This is a genomic window from Streptomyces sp. NPDC005931 (genome assembly GCF_042871235.1).
Classification (GTDB): domain Bacteria; phylum Actinomycetota; class Actinomycetes; order Streptomycetales; family Streptomycetaceae; genus Streptomyces.
Genome location: NZ_JBIAIG010000017.1, coordinates 71729 through 92198 on the forward strand (window position 1 = coordinate 71729; position 20470 = coordinate 92198).

The window sequence follows — 20470 nt, forward strand, 5'->3', positions numbered from 1 at the left end:
ATGGGATTCGCCCGTACGTGCTCGGTCGCACTGGTGGGCGTCGAGGGCGTCGTCGTGGAGGTCCAGGCAGACCTGGAACCCGGGGTCGCGGCCTTCACCCTGGTCGGCCTGCCCGACAAGAGCCTGACGGAGAGCCGGGACCGGGTCCGCGCCGCGGTCGTCAACTCGGGCGCGGAATGGCCCCAGAGGAAACTCACCGTCGGCCTCAGCCCGGCCTCGGTACCGAAAGCCGGCAGCGGCTTCGACCTCGCCGTCGCCTGCGCCGTACTCGGCGCCGCCGAACGCATCGACCCCCGGGTGCTCGCCGACATCGTCATGATCGGCGAGCTGGGCCTCGACGGCAGGGTGCGACCGGTCCGCGGCATCCTCCCCGCAGTCCTGGCCGCGGCCGACGCCGGCTACGAACAGGTGGTCGTGCCCGAGTGCGCCGCAACCGAGGCGGCACTCGTACCAGGGGTCTCCGTCCTCGGCATCCGCAGCCTGCGCCAGCTCATCGCGGTGCTCGCCGACGAACCCGTGCCCGAGGAGGAACCCACGGACCCGGGACGACCCGATCCCCTCCTGGCCGGCCTGCGCGTGCCCGGCACCGGCGCGGCCACGGGCATGCGCAGCGAGGGCGCCGCCCAGCACGATTACGGCCACGACCTCGCGGACGTCGTCGGCCAGATCACCGCGCGCACCGCCGCGGAGGTCGCCGCCGCCGGCGGACACCACCTGTTCCTCGAAGGACCACCCGGCGCCGGCAAGACCATGCTCGCCGAACGGCTGCCCACCATCCTCCCGCCCCTCGACCGGCAGGAGTCACTGGAAGTCACCGCCGTGCACTCGGTGGCGGGCCTGCTGCCCCCCGGCAAACCCCTCGTCGACGCGGCCCCCTACTGCGCCCCGCACCACTCCGCCACCATGCAGGCCCTCGTGGGCGGCGGCCCCGGCGTCGCGCGGCCCGGAGCGGTCTCGCTCTCGCACCGGGGCGTCCTCTTCCTCGACGAGGCACCCGAATTCAGCAGCCGGGCCCTGGACGCCCTGCGCCAGCCGCTGGAGTCAGGGCACGTCGTGATCGCCCGCAGCGCCGGCGTGGTGCGCTTCCCCGCCAGGTTCCTCATGGTGCTCGCCGCCAACCCCTGCCCGTGCGGCCGCTTCTCGCTCAAGGACGACCTGTGCGAGTGCCCGCCCTCCACCGTCCGCCGCTACCAGGCCAGACTGTCCGGCCCCCTGCTGGACCGCGTCGACCTGCGTGTCGAGGTCGACCGGGTGACACGCACGGAGCTGACCGCCAACGGCGCCCGGGGCGAATCCACCGCCACCGTCGCCGACCGGGTACGAACCGCCCGGGAACGCGCCGCGGCACGGCTCACCGGAACCCCGTGGCGCACCAACAGCGACATCCCCGGGCGGGAGCTGCGCACCCGCTGGCACGCCGCACCCGGCGCCATGGACGAGGCCGAGCGCCACCTGGAGCGGGGCGGGCTCACCGCGCGCGGACTCGACCGCGTCCTGCGGGTCGCCTGGACCGTCGCCGACCTGGTCGGCCACGACCGGCCCGACCCCACCGACGTCGCCCTCGCCCTGCAGCTGCGCACCGGAGTGCCACGGGGCGTGCCCATGGCGATCGGAGCGCTGACATGAACCCCACCGGTTCACCCGACCACGACGAACTCCTCGCCCGGGTCCTCCTCACCCGCGTCATCGAACCCGGGGACGAAGCCGGCGGATGGTGGGTGCGCGAATACGGGGTGAAGGACGTCGCGCGGCGGTTGCGCACGGGGAACCCACCGCTGCCCGGGGTGAGCGCGAAGCGGTGGGCCGGGATGAGGGCGCGGGCCGAGCGCGCCGAACCCCGTGCGGACCTCGCCGCCGCCCGGGACGCCGGCGTGCGGTTCGTGTCCCCAGGCAACGCCGAGTGGCCCCGCCAACTCGACGACCTCGGCCACACCCGGCCCCTCGGCCTGTGGGTGCGCGGCGCAGCCGACCTGCGGTTGTGGGCGCTGCGGTCCGTCGCCGTCGTCGGCGCCCGCGCCTGCACCGAGTACGGCGCCCACATGGCCGCCACCCTCGCCGCCGGCCTAGCCGAACGCGGCTGGGTCGTCGTATCCGGCGGCGCCTACGGAGTCGACGGCGCCGCCCACCGCGGAGCACTCGGGGCGGGCGGCGCCACCGTCGCCGTCCTCGCCTGCGGAGTCGACCGCCCTTACCCGCGCGGACACGCCGGCCTGATCCACAGGATCGCGGAACAAGGCGTGGTGATCGGCGAGTTGGCTCCCGGCGAACACCCGACGCCGAGCCGCTTCATCCTCCGCAACCGGGTCATCGCCGCACTCACCCGGGGCACCGTGGTCGTCGAGGCCGCCCTGCGCAGCGGTTCGCTGGTCACGGCCCGCGCCGCACGGCGGCTGGGACGCCACACGATGGGCGTACCCGGCCCCGCCACCAGCGGACTCTCCACCGGGGTGCACGAGCTGCTGCGCCAGGACGCGGTACTGGTCACCGACGCCGCAGAGGTCGTCGAACTCGTCGGTGGCATGGGGGAACTGGCACCTGACCGGAGCGGGCCCGTGCTTCCCCGCGACCTCCTGGAACCGGCCACCCGCCAGGTCCTCGCCGCACTGCCGGCCCGCACGGTCGCCCCGGTCGACGAGATCGCCCGCGGCGCGCAGACCACGCCGGACGACGCGATCGCGAGACTGTACGAACTGCGGGCACTCGGTTACGTCGAACGACATGGCGACGGCTGGAAGTTGACACGCCACGCCGTGATCCCGGTCCACGACCGCCCCGGTACGACGTGAACGCAGCGTGTTCGGCCGTCCGGGGGAACAGCGACACGCCCTGGAAAATACGTCGGTTGGGACACCCGGGTGATCACGCAGAGCGACGACCGTGACCCGGCGGGGCGGTACACGGAACGAATCTGCGCACGGCCCGACCTCCCGTCTTCGCGCACCGCGACGCCACAGTCACGCTACGCTCACGGGAATCCGGCACGGACCGTCCATGTGGCACGGACAGTCCACCCGTACGAACAGGCAACCGGCACCGGACAGACGGCTCACCAGACGACAGCACTCCACGGAAGACCAGACAGCAGCCCTCCCACGGCAGAACGGCACAAGGCGACGAATGCCCCAGCACACCTCCGGGTCCGACCGGGCGGCGATCCCCCCAGCCGCCCGTGACGGTGGCAGCGTGCGGCCGCCCGCTCCCTCGACGCTCGACGAGCTGTGGCGGTCGTACAAGGCGACGGGGGACGAGCGGCTTCGGGAACAGCTGATCCTGCACTACTCGCCGCTGGTGAAGTACGTCGCGGGCCGCGTCGGTGTGGGGCTGCCGTCCAACGTGGACCAGGCGGACTTCGTCTCCTCAGGCGTGTTCGGCCTGATCGACGCGATCGAGAAGTTCGACCTCGACCGGGAGATCAAGTTCGAGACGTACGCGATCACCCGCATTCGCGGCGCGATGATCGACGAACTCCGGGCGCTGGACTGGATCCCCCGCTCGGTGCGGCAGAAGGCGCGCAACGTCGAGCGGGCGTACGCGACGCTGGAGGCGCGGCTCAGGCGCACTCCGACCGAGAGCGAGGTGGCAGGCGAGCTCGGCATCGCGGTCGACGATCTGCACGCGGTTTTCAGCCAGTTGTCACTCGCGAACGTCGTCGCCCTGGAGGAGCTCCTGCATGTCGGGGGTGAGGGCGGGGACCGGCTGAGCCTCATGGACACACTGGAGGACACCGCCGCCGACAACCCGGTGGAAGTGGCCGAGGATCGGGAACTGCGCCGCTTCCTGGCGCGGGCGATCAACACGCTGCCCGAGCGGGAGAAGACCGTCGTCACGCTGTACTACTACGAGGGGCTCACCCTGGCCGAGATCGGCAACGTGCTGGGCGTGACGGAGAGCCGGGTCAGCCAGATCCACACCAAGTCGGTGCTCCAGCTGCGCGCGAAACTGGCGAGCTTCGGCCGCTGACCCCGAGGGGCCCTTCGCGGCGGCCGACGGCTCGTTGTCGCCGGGGTGTCGGAGTGCCGGCCGGGGTGTCGGGCGTGTCAGGTCTATTGGGAGGGTGCGTTACGTGCGGGTGCGGCCGAGCGGCTCCCGCCGGGGGTGGGCCGTCCGTAGAGTGGTGACGTGCCAAGGATTCGAGCGGCCTCCGTGGCCGAGCACCGGTCGATGCAGCGAGCCGCCCTGCTGGACGCGGCCCGCTCCCTGCTGTCCGAGGGCGGTACGGAGGCGCTGACCTTCCCGGCCCTCGCCGAGCGGACGGGCCTCGCGCGGTCCTCCGTCTACGAGTACTTCCGGTCACGGGCCGCCGTGGTGGAGGAACTGTGCGAGGTCGACTTCCCGGTCTGGGCCGCGGAGGTCGAGGCGGCGATGGCGGCGGCCGACGGAGCCGAGGCCAAGGTCGAGGCGTACGTCCGCACCCAGCTGGCGCTGGTCGGGGACCGGCGGCACCGGGCCGTGGTGGCCATCTCCGCCGGTGAGCTCGACGCCGGAGCCCGGGAGAAGATCCGCGCCGCGCACGGCGGCCTCATCGCGATGATCGTCGAGGCACTGGGGGAGCTGGGCCACGAGCAGCCGCGGCTCGCGGCGATGCTGCTCCAGGGCGTGGTCGACGCGGCCGTCCGCCGTATCGAGCTGGGCGCGGCGGAGCGCCCCGAGGCGATCACGGAGGCGGCCGTCTCGATGGCGCTCCGGGGCGTGAGGGGCTGACCCGCCGGCCCCTCCCCCTTCCCCCGGCCCCCCGCCCCTCCCCCTCCCCACCGCACACCTCCCCACCCGCCGCGTCCTCCCTCACTCCGGTACCGGCACCCCCAGGACCGGCAGCAGTCTCGACGGCCTCCTCTGCAGCAGCCAGGGGGGCAGCAGGGTGAGCGGGTCCAGGTAGGCGGCGGCCCTCCGCAGGCCCCAGTGGACGCAGGGGGCCGTGCAGTGCGAGCCGTTGGGCTCCACCGTGCCGATCACCTCGCCCGCCGTCACCTCGTCGCCCTTGCGCATGGTCGGCGTGACCGGTTCGTAGGTGGTCCGCAGCGGGGGATTCCCCGTGCCGGTCAGCTCCACCGAGACGACGCCCCGGCCGGCCACCCGGCCCGCGAACGAGACGCGGCCTGCCGCCACGGCCCGTACCGGTGTGCCTGGTGCCGCCGCCAGGTCCACGCCCCGGTGGCCGCGCCCGTACACCGTCGCCGGGGGCTCCCAGCCGCGCAGGACCCGCGGACGCACTCCGACGGGCCACGTGCGCCCGACGGCCGGCACCCCCGTACCGTGGGCCGGTGGGTCCGCGCCCCGTGGGGCCGACGCCAGGAGTTGTCCCGGTGGGGGCAGCAGCAGGGCCGCCGCGGTCAGGAGCAGCAGCAGGGCCAGTCGCGCGCACGTCCTCGGAATTCGTCTCGCTCGCATGCGCAACAGCGTCGCGGAAAATGGTGATCATGGCCGGGACCTGTGGACGAGCGCCCGATTGTGGACAGTGGCGTCACCCGGGGCCCCGCGGGTCCCGTACACTTCTCGTGGCGACCCGGGCCACCGGGTCGACTTCGCACGCCCCGACATCGGGACCGGTCACGGCCGGAACCTCGGTGTCAGCGCCCCTCGGTCCTTCGTGGCACGGCGCGTCGCGGGCGTCAGGCGCGGGAGCCGTCCGGCATCCGCGGCACAACCGAGCAATTCAAGGAGTTACGGCCATGGCCGTCGTCACGATGCGGGAGCTGCTGGAGAGCGGCGTCCACTTCGGTCACCAGACCCGCCGTTGGAACCCGAAGATGAAGCGCTTCATCTTCACCGAGCGCAACGGCATCTACATCATCGACCTGCTCCAGTCGCTGTCGTACATCGACCGCGCCTACGAGTTCGTCAAGGAGACCGTCGCCCACGGCGGCACGGTCATGTTCGTCGGCACGAAGAAGCAGGCGCAGGAGGCCATCGCCGAGCAGGCCACCCGCGTCGGCATGCCCTACGTGAACCAGCGCTGGCTGGGCGGCATGCTCACCAACTTCTCGACCGTCTACAAGCGTCTGCAGCGCCTCAAGGAGCTCGAGCAGATCGACTTCGAGGACGTGGCCTCCTCCGGCCTCACCAAGAAGGAGCTGCTGGTCCTCTCCCGCGAGAAGGCCAAGCTGGAGAAGACCCTCGGCGGTATCCGCGAGATGCAGAAGGTGCCCAGCGCCGTCTGGATCGTGGACACCAAGAAGGAGCACATCGCGGTCGGCGAGGCCCGGAAGCTCAACATCCCGGTCGTCGCCATCCTCGACACCAACTGCGACCCCGACGAGGTCGACTACAAGATCCCGGGCAACGACGACGCCATCCGCTCGGTCACCCTGCTGACCCGCGTGATCGCCGACGCCGTGGCCGAGGGCCTCATCGCCCGCTCCGGTGTCGCCACCGAGGGCAAGGGCGAGAAGGCCGCCGGCGAGCCGCTCGCCGAGTGGGAGCGCGACCTGCTCGAGGGCGAGAAGAAGGGCGAGGAGGCCGCTCCGGCCGCCGTCGAGGGCGAGAAGCCGGCCGAGGCTCCGGCTGCCGAGGCTCCGGCTGCAGAGGCCGAGCAGGCCGCCGAGGCCGCCGAGGCCGCCCCGGCCGCCGAGGCCGAGCAGGCCTGACCGACCCGTCCGTGCTGATGACGGCGGGAGCGGTGACATCACCTCCGCTCCCGCCGTTCACCCGTAGGTCAGCGGTGAGTCGGGGACCTGTCGTGAGGTAGGTCCCGACCCGCGGATCTTGGATCCTCCAGACTTCGAGAAAGATTCACAGACTCATGGCGAACTACACCGCCGCCGACGTCAAGAAGCTCCGGGAGCTCACCGGCGCCGGCATGATGGACTGCAAGAAGGCGCTGGACGAGGCCGAGGGCAACGTCGAGAAGGCCGTCGAGGCGCTCCGCATCAAGGGCCAGAAGGGCGTCGCCAAGCGCGAGGGCCGCTCCGCCGAGAACGGCGCCGTGGTCTCGATCATCGCCGACGACAACTCCTCCGGTGTCCTCGTCGAGCTGAAGTGCGAGACGGACTTCGTCGCCAAGGGTGAGAAGTTCCAGGCCGTGGCCACCGCCATCGCCGAGCACGTCGCCGGGACCTCCCCGGCCGACCTCGAGGCCCTGCTCGCCTCCGAGATCGAGGCCGGCAAGACCGTCCAGGCGTTCGTGGACGAGGCCAACGCCAACCTGGGTGAGAAGATCGTGCTGGACCGCTTCGCGCAGTTCACCGGCGGCTACGTGGCGGCGTACATGCACCGCACGATGCCCGACCTGCCCCCGCAGATCGGTGTCCTGGTCGAGCTCGACAAGCCGAACGCCGAGGTCGCCAAGGGCGTCGCCCAGCACATCGCCGCCTTCGCGCCGAAGTACCTCTCCAAGGAGGAGGTGCCGGCCGAGGTCGTCGAGTCCGAGCGCCGCATCGCCGAGGAGACCACCCGCGCCGAGGGCAAGCCCGAGGCCGCGATCGCCAAGATCGTCGAGGGTCGTCTGAACGGCTTCTTCAAGGACGCCACCCTGCTCGGCCAGCCCTACGCGCTGGACAACAAGAAGTCCGTCCAGAAGGTCCTGGACGAGGCCGGTGTCACCCTGAAGCGCTTCACGCGCATCAAGGTCGGCATCTGAGTCCGTACCGCGACGGGCGCGCGGCCCCGATAGGGTCGCAAGCAGTCGTCCCGGTACGCCGTCACGCAGGTGGGCGTGCCGGACGACAGCAGATCTGACGAGGAGGCCATTGCCGTATGGGATGCGAAACACGCCCCACCGGCAATGGCCTTCTTCGTATGTGCAACACGTGAAAGAGGCGGGATCCCCGATGACCAAGGCTGAGAAGAGCGACGACGGCAAAGTGCGCGGCCGGTTTCTGCTGAAGCTGTCCGGAGAGGCCTTCTCCGGGGGTGGGGGCCTGGGCGTCGACCCCGACGTGGTGCACGCCATCGCGCGCGAGATCGCGGCGGTCGTCCGCGACGGCGCGCAGATCGCCGTCGTCATCGGCGGCGGCAACTTCTTCCGCGGCGCGGAACTCCAGCAGCGCGGCATGGACCGGGCCCGCTCCGACTACATGGGCATGCTCGGCACCGTGATGAACTGCCTCGCCCTCCAGGACTTCCTGGAGAAGGAGGGCGTCGACTGCCGCGTGCAGACCGCCATCACCATGGGGCAGGTCGCCGAGCCGTACATCCCGCTGCGGGCCGTACGGCACCTGGAGAAGGGCCGCGTGGTCATCTTCGGCGCCGGTATGGGCATGCCGTACTTCTCCACGGACACCACCGCCGCCCAGCGTGCCCTGGAGATCGACGCCGAGGCGCTGCTCATGGGCAAGAACGGCGTGGACGGGGTCTACGACTCCGACCCGAAGACCAACCCCGACGCCGTGAAGTTCGACCACCTCGGCTACGGCGAGGTCATCACCCGCGACCTGAGGGTCGCCGACGCCACGGCCGTCACGCTGTGCCGCGACAACAAGCTCCCGATCGTCGTCTTCGAGCTTCTGGCGGCGGGAAATATCGCCCGCGCCGTCAAGGGTGAGAAGATCGGCACGCTTGTGGGTGACCAAGGCAGCCGGGACTGACCGGAGAACCACCCGTCCGAAGGACGACACCCCCAGGGGGGACGGACGGGACGGAGCCGGGCCGGGGGATGGACAATGTCCTGCCGGTCGGGAACCGTGCAGGAAGAAGACGCGACGCAGCCGGCCGCCGCCCCGACAAGGAACCGCAGCCGGGCCTACTCAAGACACGCAGGAGCAAGTGGTGATCGAAGAGACCCTCCTCGAGGCCGAGGAGAAGATGGAGAAGGCCGTCGTGGTCGCCAAGGAGGACTTCGCCGCGATCCGCACCGGCCGTGCGCACCCGGCGATGTTCAACAAGATCGTGGCCGACTACTACGGCGCACCGACGCCGATCAACCAGCTGGCCTCGTTCTCCGTGCCCGAGCCGCGCATGGCCGTGGTGACGCCGTTCGACAAGAGCGCGCTGCGCAACATCGAGCAGGCGATCCGCGACTCCGACCTGGGCGTCAACCCCAGCAACGACGGCAACATCATCCGCGTGGTGTTCCCCGAGCTGACCGAGGAGCGCCGCCGCGAGTACATCAAGGTCGCCAAGGGCAAGGGTGAGGACGCCAAGGTCTCCATCCGCTCGGTGCGCCGCAAGGCCAAGGACGCGATCGACAAGCTGATCAAGGACGGCGAGGTCGGCGAGGACGAGGGCCGCCGTGCCGAGAAGGAGCTCGACGACACCACCGCGAAGTACGTCGCGCAGGTGGACGAGCTCCTGAAGCACAAGGAAGCGGAGCTGCTCGAGGTCTGATGAACGACTCTTCCTGGGGGGCGCCGCCGCAGGCCGGGTACTGGGGGCCGTCCGACCAGGGGCCCGTCCAGGGGGCTGCCCCGGCGGGTCCCGCGTACGATGCGCATGACGCGCAGCAGACTCGCCCCATGCCCATCGTGCCCGACGTGCCCGAACACGGCGGAGACCAGGATGGTGACCGGGGGGCCGCTCGGCTGAGCGGCCCCCTGTTCCGAGACGAGACGACGCGGGCACGTCCCCATCCGGGGGAGGTGCCGCAGAATCCGGAGCCCATGCCCGACGCCCCGCAGCCGGCGCGCCAGCCGCAGAGCAAGAGCGCCGGGCGTGATCTGAGCGCCGCGATAGGCGTCGGCGTCGGTCTCGGTGCGGTGATCGTCGCCTCGCTGTTCGTCGTCAAGGCCGTCTTCGTCGGCGTCATCGCCGTCGCCGTCGTGGTCGGCCTGTGGGAGCTGACCAAGCGGCTGGAGGAGCGCAAGGGCATCAAGGCGCCCCTCGTGCCGCTCGCGCTCGGCGGGGCGGCCATGGTCGTCTCCGGCTACGTGCGCGGCGCCGAGGGCGCGTGGGTCGCCATGGCGCTCACCGCGCTGGCGGTGCTGGTCTGGCGGATGACCGCACCGCCCGAGAACTACCTCAAGGACGTCACGGCGGGGCTCTTCGCCGCCTTCTACGTGCCGTTCCTGGCGACCTTCGTCGCGATGATGCTGACGTCGGACGACGGTGCCTGGCGCGTGCTGACCTTCCTTCTGCTGACGGTCGTCAGCGACACCGGCGCGTACGCCGTCGGCTGGCGCTTCGGCAAGCGCAAGCTCGCCCCGCGGATCAGCCCCGGCAAGACCCGCGAGGGCCTGCTCGGCGCGATCGGGTTCGCCATGGTGGCGGGCGCGCTGTGCATGCAGTTCCTGATCGACGGCGGCAGCTGGTGGCAGGGTCTGCTGCTCGGCCTCGCGGTCGCGGCCAGCGCCACGCTCGGCGACCTGGGCGAGTCCATGATCAAGCGGGACCTGGGCATCAAGGACATGGGCACCCTGCTCCCGGGCCACGGCGGCATCATGGACCGACTGGACTCCCTGCTGCCGACGGCGCCGGTGGTGTGGCTGCTTCTGGTGCTGTTCGTCGGGAGCTGACGGACACCACACGCATGCGCGTGCGAGCCCCCGTTCCGTGCAGGGACGGGGGCTCGCACGTGCCCGGACCACGACTCGGGCCGCCCGGCGGAAGAACCGGGCACGCCCGTGGCATCGTGGTGCCATGACCATCGACGTGCGCCCGGCTTCGGTCTTCGAGGACGTCCGCACCCTGCTCGGCCCGAGGAAGCCCGAGTCCACTGTCTGCTGGTGCCTGAGCTACCGGATCCCCTCCGGGCTCAACAATGAGCTGCGAGGATCGGCTCGCGGCGAGTACGTGGCCGGACTGTGCCGCAGCGATCCGCCTCCGGGAGTGCTCGCCTACGACGGCGACGAGCCGGTCGGCTGGGCCGCCGTGGCGCCCCGCGCGGACACCTCCTTTGCCCGTAGCCGCAGGATCCCGCACGTCGACGACCTGCCCGTCTGGTCCCTGTGGTGCGTCCGCGTACGCCCCGGCCACCGCAGGAAGGGCATCTCGCACGCCCTGATCGCCGGCGCGGTGGACTTCGCCCGCTTCCACGGCGCTCCGGCGATCGAGGCATACCCCCTCGACAACGGCGACGCGAAGGTCGACCTCACGATGGCCTATCCCGGCCTCCGCAAGAACTTCGAACGCGCCGGCTTCGTCCATGCGGCCGACACCGCCTCCGTGCTGGCCGGTCACCCCCGCGTCCTGATGCGCCTCGACCTGCGCTGACGTCGCCGGCGCGGTCACCGGACCGCATCCGCGCGCTGACATCGACCATGCGGTGGCAGCACCGAGTCCGCGCCGTGCTCCCTCGTCCTCCGCGCCAGCGGCCGTGCCGGTCGTCCTCCCCGGCCGTTCGGGGGACAGGCGGGCGGCAGCCCGCGAGTTTCCCGCCTCGCGGGGGATCCCTTGAAGGACGAAAGGGAGAGACGATGCCGCTCTATCTGTCGAGGTTCAGCTACACGCCGGAGACCTGGGCGAGACTCATCAAGCACCCCGAGGACCGCGCCAAGGCCGCCCAGTCGTACATCGAGTCCGTCGGAGGCAGGCTCCACGGCTTCTGGTACGCGTTCGGCACCCGCGACGGCTACAACCTGTGGGAGGCCCCCGACAACGTCTCCATGGCCGCAGTCGCTCTGGCCATCAGCGGAGGCGGTGCACTGAGTTCGTTCGAGACGACCGTTCTCCTGACCATCGACGAAACGCTGGAGGCCCTGGGGAAGGCCGGGCAGGTGCAGTACCGGGCTCCCGGCGCCTAGGGCCGTAGGGCGCCGCAGGGCCGCCCCCCGGTGCCACCGTCCGCGAGCCCCGCCGGCCCCGTGGTCCCCGCCTTGTGCGCGCGGGCTCCCTTGTCGGCCCCGCCACCTGGGCCCGCCGTGGGCCGTCCGACAGGAGCCGGGAAGGCACGACGGCCGCCGCCGCAGGCGTCCGGACCGCCGCGGTCACGGGGCCGCCCGGTCCCGGCGGGCGCGAACCCGGTCCCCGGGTTGGATCTGCGACACTGGACGAGCCATGCCTAAGCCCGGAGAACTCACTTTCGTCGCGCCGCGCGGAGCCAAGAAGCCGCCGCGGCACCTTGCCGATCTCACGCCCGCCGAGCGCAAGGAGGCGGTCGTCGCGGTCGGTGAGAAGCCGTTTCGCGCCAAGCAGCTCTCGCAGCACTACTTCGCGCGGTACGCGCACGATCCGGAGCAGTGGACCGACATCCCCGCCGGCTCCCGCGCCAAGCTCGGGGAGGCGCTGCTCCCCGAGCTGATGACCGTCGTGCGGCACCTGTCGACCGACCAGGGCACCACCCGCAAGACGCTGTGGAAGCTCTTCGACGGGACGCTCGTGGAGTCGGTGCTCATGCGCTACCCCGACCGGGTGACCATGTGCATCAGCTCCCAGGCCGGCTGCGGCATGAACTGCCCGTTCTGCGCCACCGGGCAGGCGGGCCTCGACCGCAACCTGTCCGCTGCGGAGATCGTGCACCAGATCGTGGACGGCATGCGGGCGCTCAGGGACGGCGAGGTGCCGGGTGGGCCGGCGCGGCTGTCCAACATCGTGTTCATGGGCATGGGCGAGCCGCTCGCCAACTACAACCGGGTCGTCGGCGCCATCCGCCGCCTCACCGACCCCGAGCCGGACGGGCTCGGGCTGTCGCAGCGCGGGATCACCGTGTCGACCGTCGGCCTGGTGCCGGCCATCCACCGGTTCTCCGACGAGGGCTTCAAGTGCCGCCTTGCCATCTCCCTGCACGCGCCCGACGACGAGCTGCGCGACACCCTCGTCCCCGTGAACACGCGGTGGAAGGTGCGCGAGGTGCTCGACGCCGGGTTCGAGTACGCGGCCAAGTCCGGGCGACGGCTGTCCATCGAGTACGCGCTGATCCGGGACATCAACGACCAGGCGTGGCGCGGTGACCGGCTCGGGCGGCTGCTCAAGGGTCGGCCGGTGCACGTCAACCTCATCCCGCTGAACCCCACGCCCGGCTCGAAGTGGACCGCCTCGCGGCCCGAGGACGAGAAGGCGTTCGTCGAGGCGATCGCCGCGCACGGTGTGCCGGTGACGATCCGGGACACCCGGGGGCAGGAGATCGACGGGGCGTGTGGTCAGCTCGCCGCGAGCGAGAGGTAACCTGACCGGCGTACGACCTGTACAGCAGGAAATCAGCCACACACATCTTCATATTCCGACAGGGGAGCGCCACAGCGCTGAGAGTGCGGCACCGGCCGCAGACCCTCCGAACCTCGCCCAGGTCATTCTGGGTAGGGAGATCGGTCATCACTCGAGCTGTTGCGCCCTGCCCGGGCACCCTGCGAGGGGTCCCGGGCAGGGCCGCGTCTCTTCCTGGTCACTCCAGGAGGAATCCAGTGAGCATCACCAAGAAGGTCACGATCCTGGCCGTCGGGCTGGGCATGGTCTCCGTGTCCGCGTGCGGTTCGTCGGACGGCGGCGACCAGGGCTCCGGCTCCGGGTCCGGTGGGTCGAAGACCGTGACCCTGGTCAGCCACAACTCGTGGGCCGTCTCGAAGGACGTCATCGCCTCCTTCGAGAAGAAGTCCGGCTACCAGGTCAAGGTCCTCGAGGACGGCGACGCCGGGCAGGCCGTGAACAAGGCGATCCTGACCAAGGACAATCCCCAGGGCGACGTCTTCTTCGGCGTCGACAACACCCTGCTGTCCCGAGCCCTCGACAACGGGCTGTTCCAGCCGTACGAGGCGAAGGGATCCGATCTGGTCCTTCCCCAGTACCGGGCCGACGAGGACAAGCACCGGGTGACGCCCGTCGACACCGGTGACATCTGTGTCAACTACGACAAGAAGTACTTCGCCGACCGCAAGCTCGACCCGCCGCGCACGTTCGACGACCTGGTCGAACCCGAGTACAAGAACCTGCTCGTCACCGAGAACGCGTCCACGTCCTCGCCCGGCCTCGGCTTCCTGCTCGGCACCGCCGCCGCGTACGGCGACGACGGCTGGCAGGACTACTGGAAGAAGCTCAAGGCCAACGGCGTGAAGGTGGTCGACGGCTGGGAGCAGGCCTACAACGAGGAGTTCTCCGGCTCGGCCGGCGGCAAGAAGGCCAAGGCGGACCGGCCGCTGGTGGTGTCCTACTCCTCCTCGCCGCCCGCCGAGGTGATCTACGCCGACCCCAGGCCCGACACCGCGCCCACGGGCGTCGCCGAGGGCACCTGCTTCCGCCAGGTCGAGTACGCGGGCCTGCTGAGCAACGCCAGGAACCCCGAGGGCGGCAAGGCGCTGCTCGACTTCCTGCTCACCAAGGAGTTCCAGGACGACATGCCGCTCAACATGTTCGTCTACCCGGTGCGCGAGGCCGCCCAGGTGCCCAAGGAGTTCACCCAGTACGGGCCGGCGGCGAAGGACCCCGAGACGATGGACCCGGCGAAGATCGCCGAACACCGTGACCAGTGGGTCAAGTCGTGGACCTCGCTCGTCCTGAAGTGAGCAAGTCCGCGGCAGCGGCCGAGGCGGCGGAGGACCGTGCCGCCGCCTCGGGCCACGCCGCGGCCAGGTGGCGCGGGGGCGCGGCCCGGCTCGGGCTGATGGCCGTGCCCGTGGCGTTCTTCGCGGTCTTCTTCGCCTACCCGGTGGCCGCGATCGTCGCCCGCGGGCTGAAGTCCGACGGGACCTGGCACCTCGGGCGGATCGGGGACGTCCTGGCGCAGTCCGACGTCCGGCAGGTCCTGTGGTTCACCACCTGGCAGGCCCTCGTCTCCACTGCCCTCACCCTGCTGATCGCCCTGCCCGGCGCGTATGTCCTCGCACGCTTCGCCTTCCCCGGCAAGCAACTGCTGCGGGCCGTGGTCACCGTGCCGTTCGTGCTGCCCACGGTCGTGGTCGGGACGGCGTTCATGGCGCTGGTGGGGCGCGGCGGGCTCCTCGACGAGCTGTGGGGCCTGCGGCTGGACACCACCGTGTGGGCGATCCTGCTCGCGCACGTCTTCTTCAACTACGCCGTCGTCGTCCGGACCGTCGGCGGGCTCTGGGCGCAGCTCGATCCCCGGCAGGAGGAGGCCGCGCGGATGCTCGGTGCCTCCCGGTTCGCGGCCTGGCGGACCGTCACCCTGCCCGCCCTTGCGCCCGCGGTGGCGGCCGCCGCGCTGATGGTCTTCCTGTTCACCTTCACCTCCTTCGGAGTGGTGCAGATCCTCGGCGGACCCACGTTCTCCACCCTCGAGGTGGAGATCTACCGGCAGACCTCCGAGATCTTCGACCTGTCCACCGCCGCCGTCCTGACGATGATCCAGTTCGTCGCCGTGGGCACCATCCTGGCCCTGCACGCGTGGACGGTGCGGCGGCGCGAGACCGCGTTGCGGCTGGTGGACGCCTCGGTGACCGCGCGCCGGCCGCGCGGGTCCGGGCAGTGGGCGCTGCTCGGCGTCGTCGTCGCCACCGTCGCCGTGCTGCTCCTGCTGCCGCTCGCGGTGCTGGTGGAACGGTCCTTCGCCGGCGCCGGCCTCGGCTACTACCGGGCGCTGACCGAGGAGGACGGGGGCGTGTTCCTCGTGCCGCCGATCGAAGCGGTCGGCAACTCGCTGCGCTATGCGGTGGCCGCCACCGCCATGGCGGTGGTGATCGGTGGTCTCGCGTCCGTGGCGCTCACCCGCAGGGACGCGGGGCGGCTGGTGCGCGGCTTCGACGCGCTGCTGATGCTGCCGCTCGGCGTGTCCGCGGTGACCGTCGGCTTCGGGTTCCTGATCGCCCTCGACGAGCCGCCGTTCGACCTGAGGGCCTCGTGGATCCTGGTGCCGCTGGCGCAGGCGCTGGTCGGTGTGCCCTTCGTCGTACGGACCATGCTGCCGGTACTGCGGGCCGTGGACGTGCGGCTGCGGGAGGCGGCGGCGGTGCTCGGGGCGTCGCCGTGGCGGGCGTGGCGGGAGGTGGACCTGCCGATGGCGCGGCGGGCGCTGCTGATCGCCGCGGGGTTCGCCTTCGCGGTGTCGCTGGGCGAGTTCGGGGCGACCGTGTTCATCGCGCGGCCGGACCGTCCGACCCTGCCGGTGGCCGTGGCGCGGCTGCTCGGGCGACCCGGTGACCTCAACTACGGCCAGGCGATGGCCCTGTCGACGATCCTGATGATCGTGTGCGCGGTGGCGCTGCTGGTGCTGGAGCGGCTGCGGACCGACCGAACGGGGGAGTTCTAGATGCTGCCGGGGAGTGCGCGATGCTGCTGAGTCTTGACGGGGCGACCGTCCGTTTCGGCGGGCGGGCGGTGCTGGACGCCGTCGATCTGGACGTGGCCGAGCACGAGATCGTGTGCGTGCTGGGGCCCAGCGGAAGCGGCAAGTCCACGCTGCTGCGCGCGGTGGCGGGGCTGCAGCCCCTCGACGCCGGACGGGTGCTGCTCGACGGCCGGGACCAGGGCGGGGTGCCGGCGCACCGGCGCGGGGTCGGGCTGATGTTCCAGGACCACCAGCTCTTCCCGCAGCGGGACGTGGGCGGCAACGTGGCCTTCGGACTGCGGATGCACGGGGCGCCGCGCGCCGAACGGACCGAACGGGTACAGGGGTTGCTGGAACTGGTCGGTCTGCCCGGGGCGGCCGGGCGGGCGGTCGCCGCGCTGTCCGGCGGCGAGCAGCAGCGGGTGGCGCTGGCCCGGGCCCTCGCCCCCAGCCCCCGGCTGCTGATGCTGGACGAGCCGCTCGGTCAGCTCGACCGGTCGCTGAGGGAACGGCTGGTCGTCGAACTGCGGGAGCTGTTCGGCCGGTTGGGCACCACCGTGCTCGCCGTGACCCACGACCAGGGCGAGGCGTTCGCGCTGGCCGACCGGGTGGTGGTGATGCGGGACGGACGCATCGCCCAGTCCGGCACACCGCTCGAGGTCTGGCAGCGACCGGCGGACGCCTTCGTGGCCCGGTTCCTCGGCTTCGAGAACGTGGTCGACGCGACGGTCGGTGCCGACGTCGCGGTGACCCCGTGGGGCAAGGTCCCCGTCCCCGGTGACGCCCCGCAGGGTGCCCGGACCCTCCTCGTCCGGCCTGCCGGGGTCCGTCTCGTCCCGGCCGACGCCGGTCTGCGCTGCACCGTGGCCGCCCGCACCTTCCGCGGCACCCATGTCGCCGTCCACCTCCAGCCCCAGGACGCGCCACGCCTGGAGGCGGCGTGCGCGCTGCGGTCGGCACCGGAGGTCGGCGAGGAGGTCGGGGTGGAGTTCGACGTGGCGGAAATCGTGGTGTTGGGATGATCGTCACGCGCCTACGGTGAGCCGCATGACGGACCTCACCCACGCACGCCACTGCGACGAAATCGCCCACTGGGCAAGCAGGTTCGGCACCCTGCTGACCTCCGGCGCCGACCTGTCCGCCACCGTGCCGACCTGCCCCGCGTGGACCCTGGAGGAGCTGGTACGCCACGTCGGGCAGGCCCTGCGCTGGGTGGAGCTGCTCGTCCGCACCCGGGCCACGGAGGATGTCCCGATCGACCGCGTGCCCGGGAGCGAAGGCCCCGAGGCCCGGGGTGACGCCACCGCGCTGGACGCGTGGCTGGCCGATTCCGCGGCGTCGGCGGTCGCCGCACTGCGGGAGGCCGGGCCGGGCACGCGGGTGTGGTCGTGGTCCGGCGACCTCACCGCCGGCTTCTGGGCGCGCCGGATGACCCACGAACTCGTCGTGCACCACGCCGACGCCGTCCTCGCCGCCGGCCGCCCCGTCGAGCCGGTCGCCGCCGATCTGGCCGCCGACGCGGTGGACGAGTGGCTGGAGATCGTGCGGTTCGTGCAGCGTGCCCTGCCGGACGGACCGGCGAAGGAGCTGCGCGTGCCCGGCACCTCCCTGCACCTGCACGCCACCGACACCGATCCCGGCCTGAACGCCGAGTGGCTGATCGAGCTGGGCGACGAGGGCGTCACCTGGCGCCGCGGTCACGAGAAGGCGACCGTCGCCCTGCGCGGCCCGCTCACCGTCCTCCTCCTCGCCTTCTACCGGCGTATGCCGCTCGACGGGCCAGGGCTGGAGGTGCTGGGCGACCGCGAGGTGCTGGAGTTCTGGCTGGAGCGGACGGCCTTCGGCTGAGGCGGGCAGGCCGGTGGCCCGGCACCTGTGGGGTCGGGCAGGTGGCCGGGCCCCGCGGGGACGGGCCGATTGGCTCGGCCCCAGGTCGGAACAGGCCGGTGGCCCGCCCCCGCGGGGACGGGCCACCTCGGGGCCGTACCGCCTCAGCGCCCCCGGTGCGAGCTCCTGCGGCGCATGCCGAGGAAGACCGCGACGCCTCCGAGGGCGACCAGGGCGGCGGCGATCCCGGCGATCAGGCCGGTGCCGGAGTTGGCGCCGGTCTCGGCGAGGTGGGACTCGCCGACGGCGGGCGACGGTGCGTTGTCCGACGTGTCCGCGGGAGCGGTGCTCTGGCTCTCCGGCTGCGAGGGGGCGGGGGTGCCGGGTTCCTCGGCCGGGGACGAGGCGGACTCCGTCGGTGTCGGCGTCGGCGTCGGTGTCGGTGTCGGGGCCGGGCTCGGGGTCTGCTCCCGCTGCTTCTTGCAGGCCGTGGCCGGGGTGGTCAGGTTCGGTTCGATGTCCTCGCTCACGTACGGCTCGGCCTCGACGTGGACGCGGTACTCGGCGTTCGGCTTCCAGTTCTCCTCGAAGGTGATGGTCACGCCTTCCCGGGAGCCCTTGACCACCTGCTCGCCGATCTTCTTCACATCGGCGCCGTTGTTCTCGAGGAACACGGACACGGTGGCCGGAGTGCCGGCGGCGTCGACATCGGTCACGATGATGACACCGTTGTCGCCGACGCACTTCGCCTCGGCCGAGAAGTCGCCGATGGTGCGGGCCGCCGCGTTGCCCGCGGCACCGAGAGCGAGCGCCGCCGAGGCGGTGACGACCCCGAGGGCGCGCACGGTACGTGCTGCAGTACGACCCGCGGCCGTACGGCGGGTTACGGGCAGAACTGTCACGTTTGTCCTCTTCTTTGATGTGCAAATGCGGGGGGTGGTGGGAGGGTTGACGAGACATCAGCTCTCCCGGACGGCACCCAGGTCTATAAGCGCCGCATAAGTAGTGTCAACGCATATGCCGACCGCGGACCCCGGCTTTGCCGTCTTGTTAAGCCCCCAGACGTTTCAACGCCTCCGGAGCCTCCTCGATCCGGTCCACCAGGGCGATGCGCGTCTCCATCGCCCGTCCCTCGGCGAGCGACCGCAGCAGCGGCCAGGCCGGGAGCCTCTCCGTCCAGTGGGCGCGGTCCACCAGCACCATCGGCGTGGGCTCGCCGCGCGACTGGTAGTAGTTCGGTGTCGCGTTGTCGAAGACCTCCTGCACGGTCCCGGCGGCACCCGGCAGGTACACCACACCCGCGTTGCAGCGGGCCAGCAGGCCGTCCTCGCGGGTGGCGTTGGCGAAGTACTTGGCGAGGTGGGACGCGAAGGGGTTCGGCGGCTCGTGACCGTAGAACCAGGTCGGGATGCCGACGGAGGTGCCGCCCCCGGGCCAGCGGGTGCGCACCTCGAAGGCGGCGCGGGCCCAGTCGGTGATCGACGGGGTGAACGAGGGGGCTGCGGACAGGAGTTCGCTCGCCTCGACGAGCACGGCGTCGTCGTAGGAGGCCGCGTAGGCGCCGAGGTTGGCCGCCTCCATCGCGCCGGGGCCACCGCCCGTGGCCACGGTGAGGCCGGCCCGGGCCAGCGCCCGTCCGAGCCGGGCCGCGCCCAGGTACTCCCGCGTGCCGCGGGCCATCGCGTGACCGCCCATCACCCCCACCACCCGCGTCCCGCGCAGGAGTTCGTCCAGGGCGTCGGAGACGGCGTCGTCGTGGACGGCGCGCAGCATCGACGCGTGGATGTCGCCGTCGGCCCGGGTTCGCTGGAACCAGGCGTAGGTGAGGGCGTCCGGCGTGGCCTCGTAGCCCTTGTCGAGCGAGGCGAACAGTTCGCCGGGGGTGTAGAGATGGCCGCGGTAGGGGTCGAACGGCAGGCCCGGTACGGGCGGCAGGACCAGGGCGCCGTCGGCGCGGGTCTTGGCTTCGGCCTCGGGGCGCATGCGGCAGCCGAGGAACACCGCCTCCGAGGTGTCCGTGGTGAGCAACTCCCGTGTCCGGTCGGTCAGGTCGACGGCCTGGACGCGGAATCCACTGAGCGTGCCGCGGGCCGAGACGACGGCGTCGAACTCCTCGAGCGTCTCGATCTCGCAGTCCCCGTGATGGGCGGCATGGGCGGGACTCGTCTGCACCCGCCCATGCTAGGCCGGGCCGTCCCTCAGCCCTCCACCGCGGCCGGGTCCATCCACACGACCTCCCAGGTGTGCCCGTCGAGGTCGTCGAAGGCGCGGCCGTACATGAAGCCCTGGTCCTGCGTCTCGCCGCTGATCGAGCCGCCGGCCGCCACCGCCTTGTCCACCAGTTCGTCGACCTTCTCGCGGCTCTCGGAGCTCAGCGCCAGCAGGACCTCGCTGGTCCTCGTGGCGTCGGCGATCTCCTTCTTGGTGAACTCCGCGTAGCGCTGCCTGGTGTGCAGCATGGCGACGATGGTGTCGCTGATCATGACGGAGGCGGTGTTCTCGTCGCTGAACTGCGCGTTGATGGAGTAGCCGAGCTCCGTGAAGAACCGCTTCGATGCGTCGAGGTCGTCGACGGCCAGGTTCACGAAGATCATCTGCTGGTACATGGCGTGCTGTCTCCCA

Annotated in this window: 20 protein-coding genes and 1 riboswitch; of the genes, 16 read left to right on the plus strand and 4 right to left on the minus strand. The window is 71.6% G+C overall.

What is annotated here, in order from left to right; genetic code table 11:
* The 4 genes from ACFYOV_RS29335 to ACFYOV_RS29350 all read left to right on the plus strand — a co-directional run bounded on the left by ACFYOV_RS29335 (position 1) and on the right by ACFYOV_RS29350 (position 4701).
* Positions 1-1626, plus strand: a complete 1626-nt coding sequence (locus ACFYOV_RS29335; protein WP_389092691.1) for a YifB family Mg chelatase-like AAA ATPase — start codon at positions 1-3, stop codon at positions 1624-1626.
* On the plus strand, positions 1623-2786 hold the full coding sequence (gene dprA / locus ACFYOV_RS29340; RefSeq protein WP_389092694.1) for a DNA-processing protein DprA: 1164 nt from the start codon (positions 1623-1625) through the stop codon (positions 2784-2786). The genes ACFYOV_RS29335 and dprA overlap by 4 nt, the downstream gene beginning before the upstream one ends.
* A gap of 331 nt (positions 2787-3117) precedes the next feature.
* A complete protein-coding gene (whiG, locus tag ACFYOV_RS29345; protein ID WP_389092697.1) occupies positions 3118-3960 on the plus strand; it encodes an RNA polymerase sigma factor WhiG in 843 nt (280 codons plus the stop codon).
* Positions 3961-4143: 183 nt separating this feature from the next.
* Positions 4144-4701 carry a TetR/AcrR family transcriptional regulator gene (locus ACFYOV_RS29350; protein WP_389092810.1) on the plus strand — a complete coding sequence of 186 codons (558 nt, stop codon included), beginning with the start codon at positions 4144-4146 and terminating at the stop codon, positions 4699-4701.
* An 81-nt stretch (positions 4702-4782) separates the two neighbouring features.
* On the opposite strand, the gene ACFYOV_RS29355 is transcribed toward ACFYOV_RS29350, so the two are convergent.
* A complete protein-coding gene (locus ACFYOV_RS29355; protein ID WP_389092698.1) occupies positions 4783-5388 on the minus strand; it encodes a murein hydrolase activator EnvC family protein in 606 nt (201 codons plus the stop codon).
* A gap of 281 nt (positions 5389-5669) precedes the next feature.
* Between ACFYOV_RS29355 and rpsB the strand changes: the two genes are divergently transcribed.
* The 12 genes from rpsB to ACFYOV_RS29415 all read left to right on the plus strand — a co-directional run bounded on the left by rpsB (position 5670) and on the right by ACFYOV_RS29415 (position 17869).
* Positions 5670-6584, plus strand: a complete 915-nt coding sequence (rpsB, locus tag ACFYOV_RS29360) for a 30S ribosomal protein S2 (RefSeq protein WP_389092700.1) — start codon at positions 5670-5672, stop codon at positions 6582-6584.
* A 155-nt stretch (positions 6585-6739) separates the two neighbouring features.
* Positions 6740-7576, plus strand: a complete 837-nt coding sequence (gene tsf / locus ACFYOV_RS29365; RefSeq protein WP_389092702.1) for a translation elongation factor Ts — start codon at positions 6740-6742, stop codon at positions 7574-7576.
* Positions 7577-7766: 190 nt separating this feature from the next.
* A complete protein-coding gene (gene pyrH, locus ACFYOV_RS29370) occupies positions 7767-8522 on the plus strand; it encodes a UMP kinase (RefSeq protein WP_389092704.1) in 756 nt (251 codons plus the stop codon).
* A 181-nt stretch (positions 8523-8703) separates the two neighbouring features.
* On the plus strand, positions 8704-9261 hold the full coding sequence (gene frr / locus ACFYOV_RS29375; protein ID WP_014675285.1) for a ribosome recycling factor: 558 nt from the start codon (positions 8704-8706) through the stop codon (positions 9259-9261).
* Complete coding sequence (locus ACFYOV_RS29380) at positions 9261-10385, plus strand: phosphatidate cytidylyltransferase (RefSeq protein ID WP_389092707.1); 1125 nt, start codon at positions 9261-9263, stop codon at positions 10383-10385. The genes frr and ACFYOV_RS29380 overlap by 1 nt, the downstream gene beginning before the upstream one ends.
* A gap of 124 nt (positions 10386-10509) precedes the next feature.
* Entirely contained in the window at positions 10510-11082 is a 573-nt protein-coding gene (locus ACFYOV_RS29385) for a GNAT family N-acetyltransferase (protein WP_389092710.1), read from the plus strand.
* A gap of 203 nt (positions 11083-11285) precedes the next feature.
* The gene (locus ACFYOV_RS29390; RefSeq protein ID WP_389092713.1) at positions 11286-11612 is read left to right on the plus strand and encodes a GYD domain-containing protein; all 327 of its coding nucleotides are present in this window, start codon (positions 11286-11288) and stop codon (positions 11610-11612) included.
* A 253-nt stretch (positions 11613-11865) separates the two neighbouring features.
* Positions 11866-12972, plus strand: coding sequence for a 23S rRNA (adenine(2503)-C(2))-methyltransferase RlmN (gene rlmN, locus ACFYOV_RS29395; protein ID WP_389092715.1), 1107 nt, complete (start codon positions 11866-11868; stop codon positions 12970-12972).
* Positions 12973-13022: 50 nt separating this feature from the next.
* Positions 13023-13128, plus strand: a riboswitch (TPP riboswitch).
* Positions 13129-13208: 80 nt separating this feature from the next.
* The gene (locus ACFYOV_RS29400; protein WP_389092718.1) at positions 13209-14303 is read left to right on the plus strand and encodes a thiamine ABC transporter substrate binding subunit; all 1095 of its coding nucleotides are present in this window, start codon (positions 13209-13211) and stop codon (positions 14301-14303) included.
* A gap of 98 nt (positions 14304-14401) precedes the next feature.
* On the plus strand, positions 14402-16003 hold the full coding sequence (locus ACFYOV_RS29405; protein WP_389092813.1) for an ABC transporter permease: 1602 nt from the start codon (positions 14402-14404) through the stop codon (positions 16001-16003).
* Between the two features lie 20 nt (positions 16004-16023).
* Positions 16024-17043: an ABC transporter ATP-binding protein gene (locus tag ACFYOV_RS29410; RefSeq protein ID WP_389092720.1), complete on the plus strand. Its 1020-nt coding sequence runs from the start codon at positions 16024-16026 to the stop codon at positions 17041-17043.
* 25 nt (positions 17044-17068) lie between these two features.
* Complete coding sequence (locus tag ACFYOV_RS29415; protein WP_389092723.1) at positions 17069-17869, plus strand: maleylpyruvate isomerase family mycothiol-dependent enzyme; 801 nt, start codon at positions 17069-17071, stop codon at positions 17867-17869.
* Positions 17870-18012: 143 nt separating this feature from the next.
* Here ACFYOV_RS29415 and ACFYOV_RS29420 read toward each other — a convergent pair whose 3' ends face one another.
* From ACFYOV_RS29420 to ACFYOV_RS29430, 3 genes are all read right to left on the minus strand, one after another.
* The gene (locus ACFYOV_RS29420) at positions 18013-18693 is read right to left on the minus strand and encodes an LAETG motif-containing sortase-dependent surface protein (protein ID WP_389092724.1); all 681 of its coding nucleotides are present in this window, start codon (positions 18691-18693) and stop codon (positions 18013-18015) included.
* Positions 18694-18898: 205 nt separating this feature from the next.
* Complete coding sequence (locus ACFYOV_RS29425; protein WP_389092727.1) at positions 18899-20020, minus strand: LOG family protein; 1122 nt, start codon at positions 20018-20020, stop codon at positions 18899-18901.
* 26 nt (positions 20021-20046) lie between these two features.
* Positions 20047-20454 carry a VOC family protein gene (locus ACFYOV_RS29430; protein ID WP_389092729.1) on the minus strand — a complete coding sequence of 136 codons (408 nt, stop codon included), beginning with the start codon at positions 20452-20454 and terminating at the stop codon, positions 20047-20049.
* Positions 20455-20470: the final 16 nt, after the last annotated feature.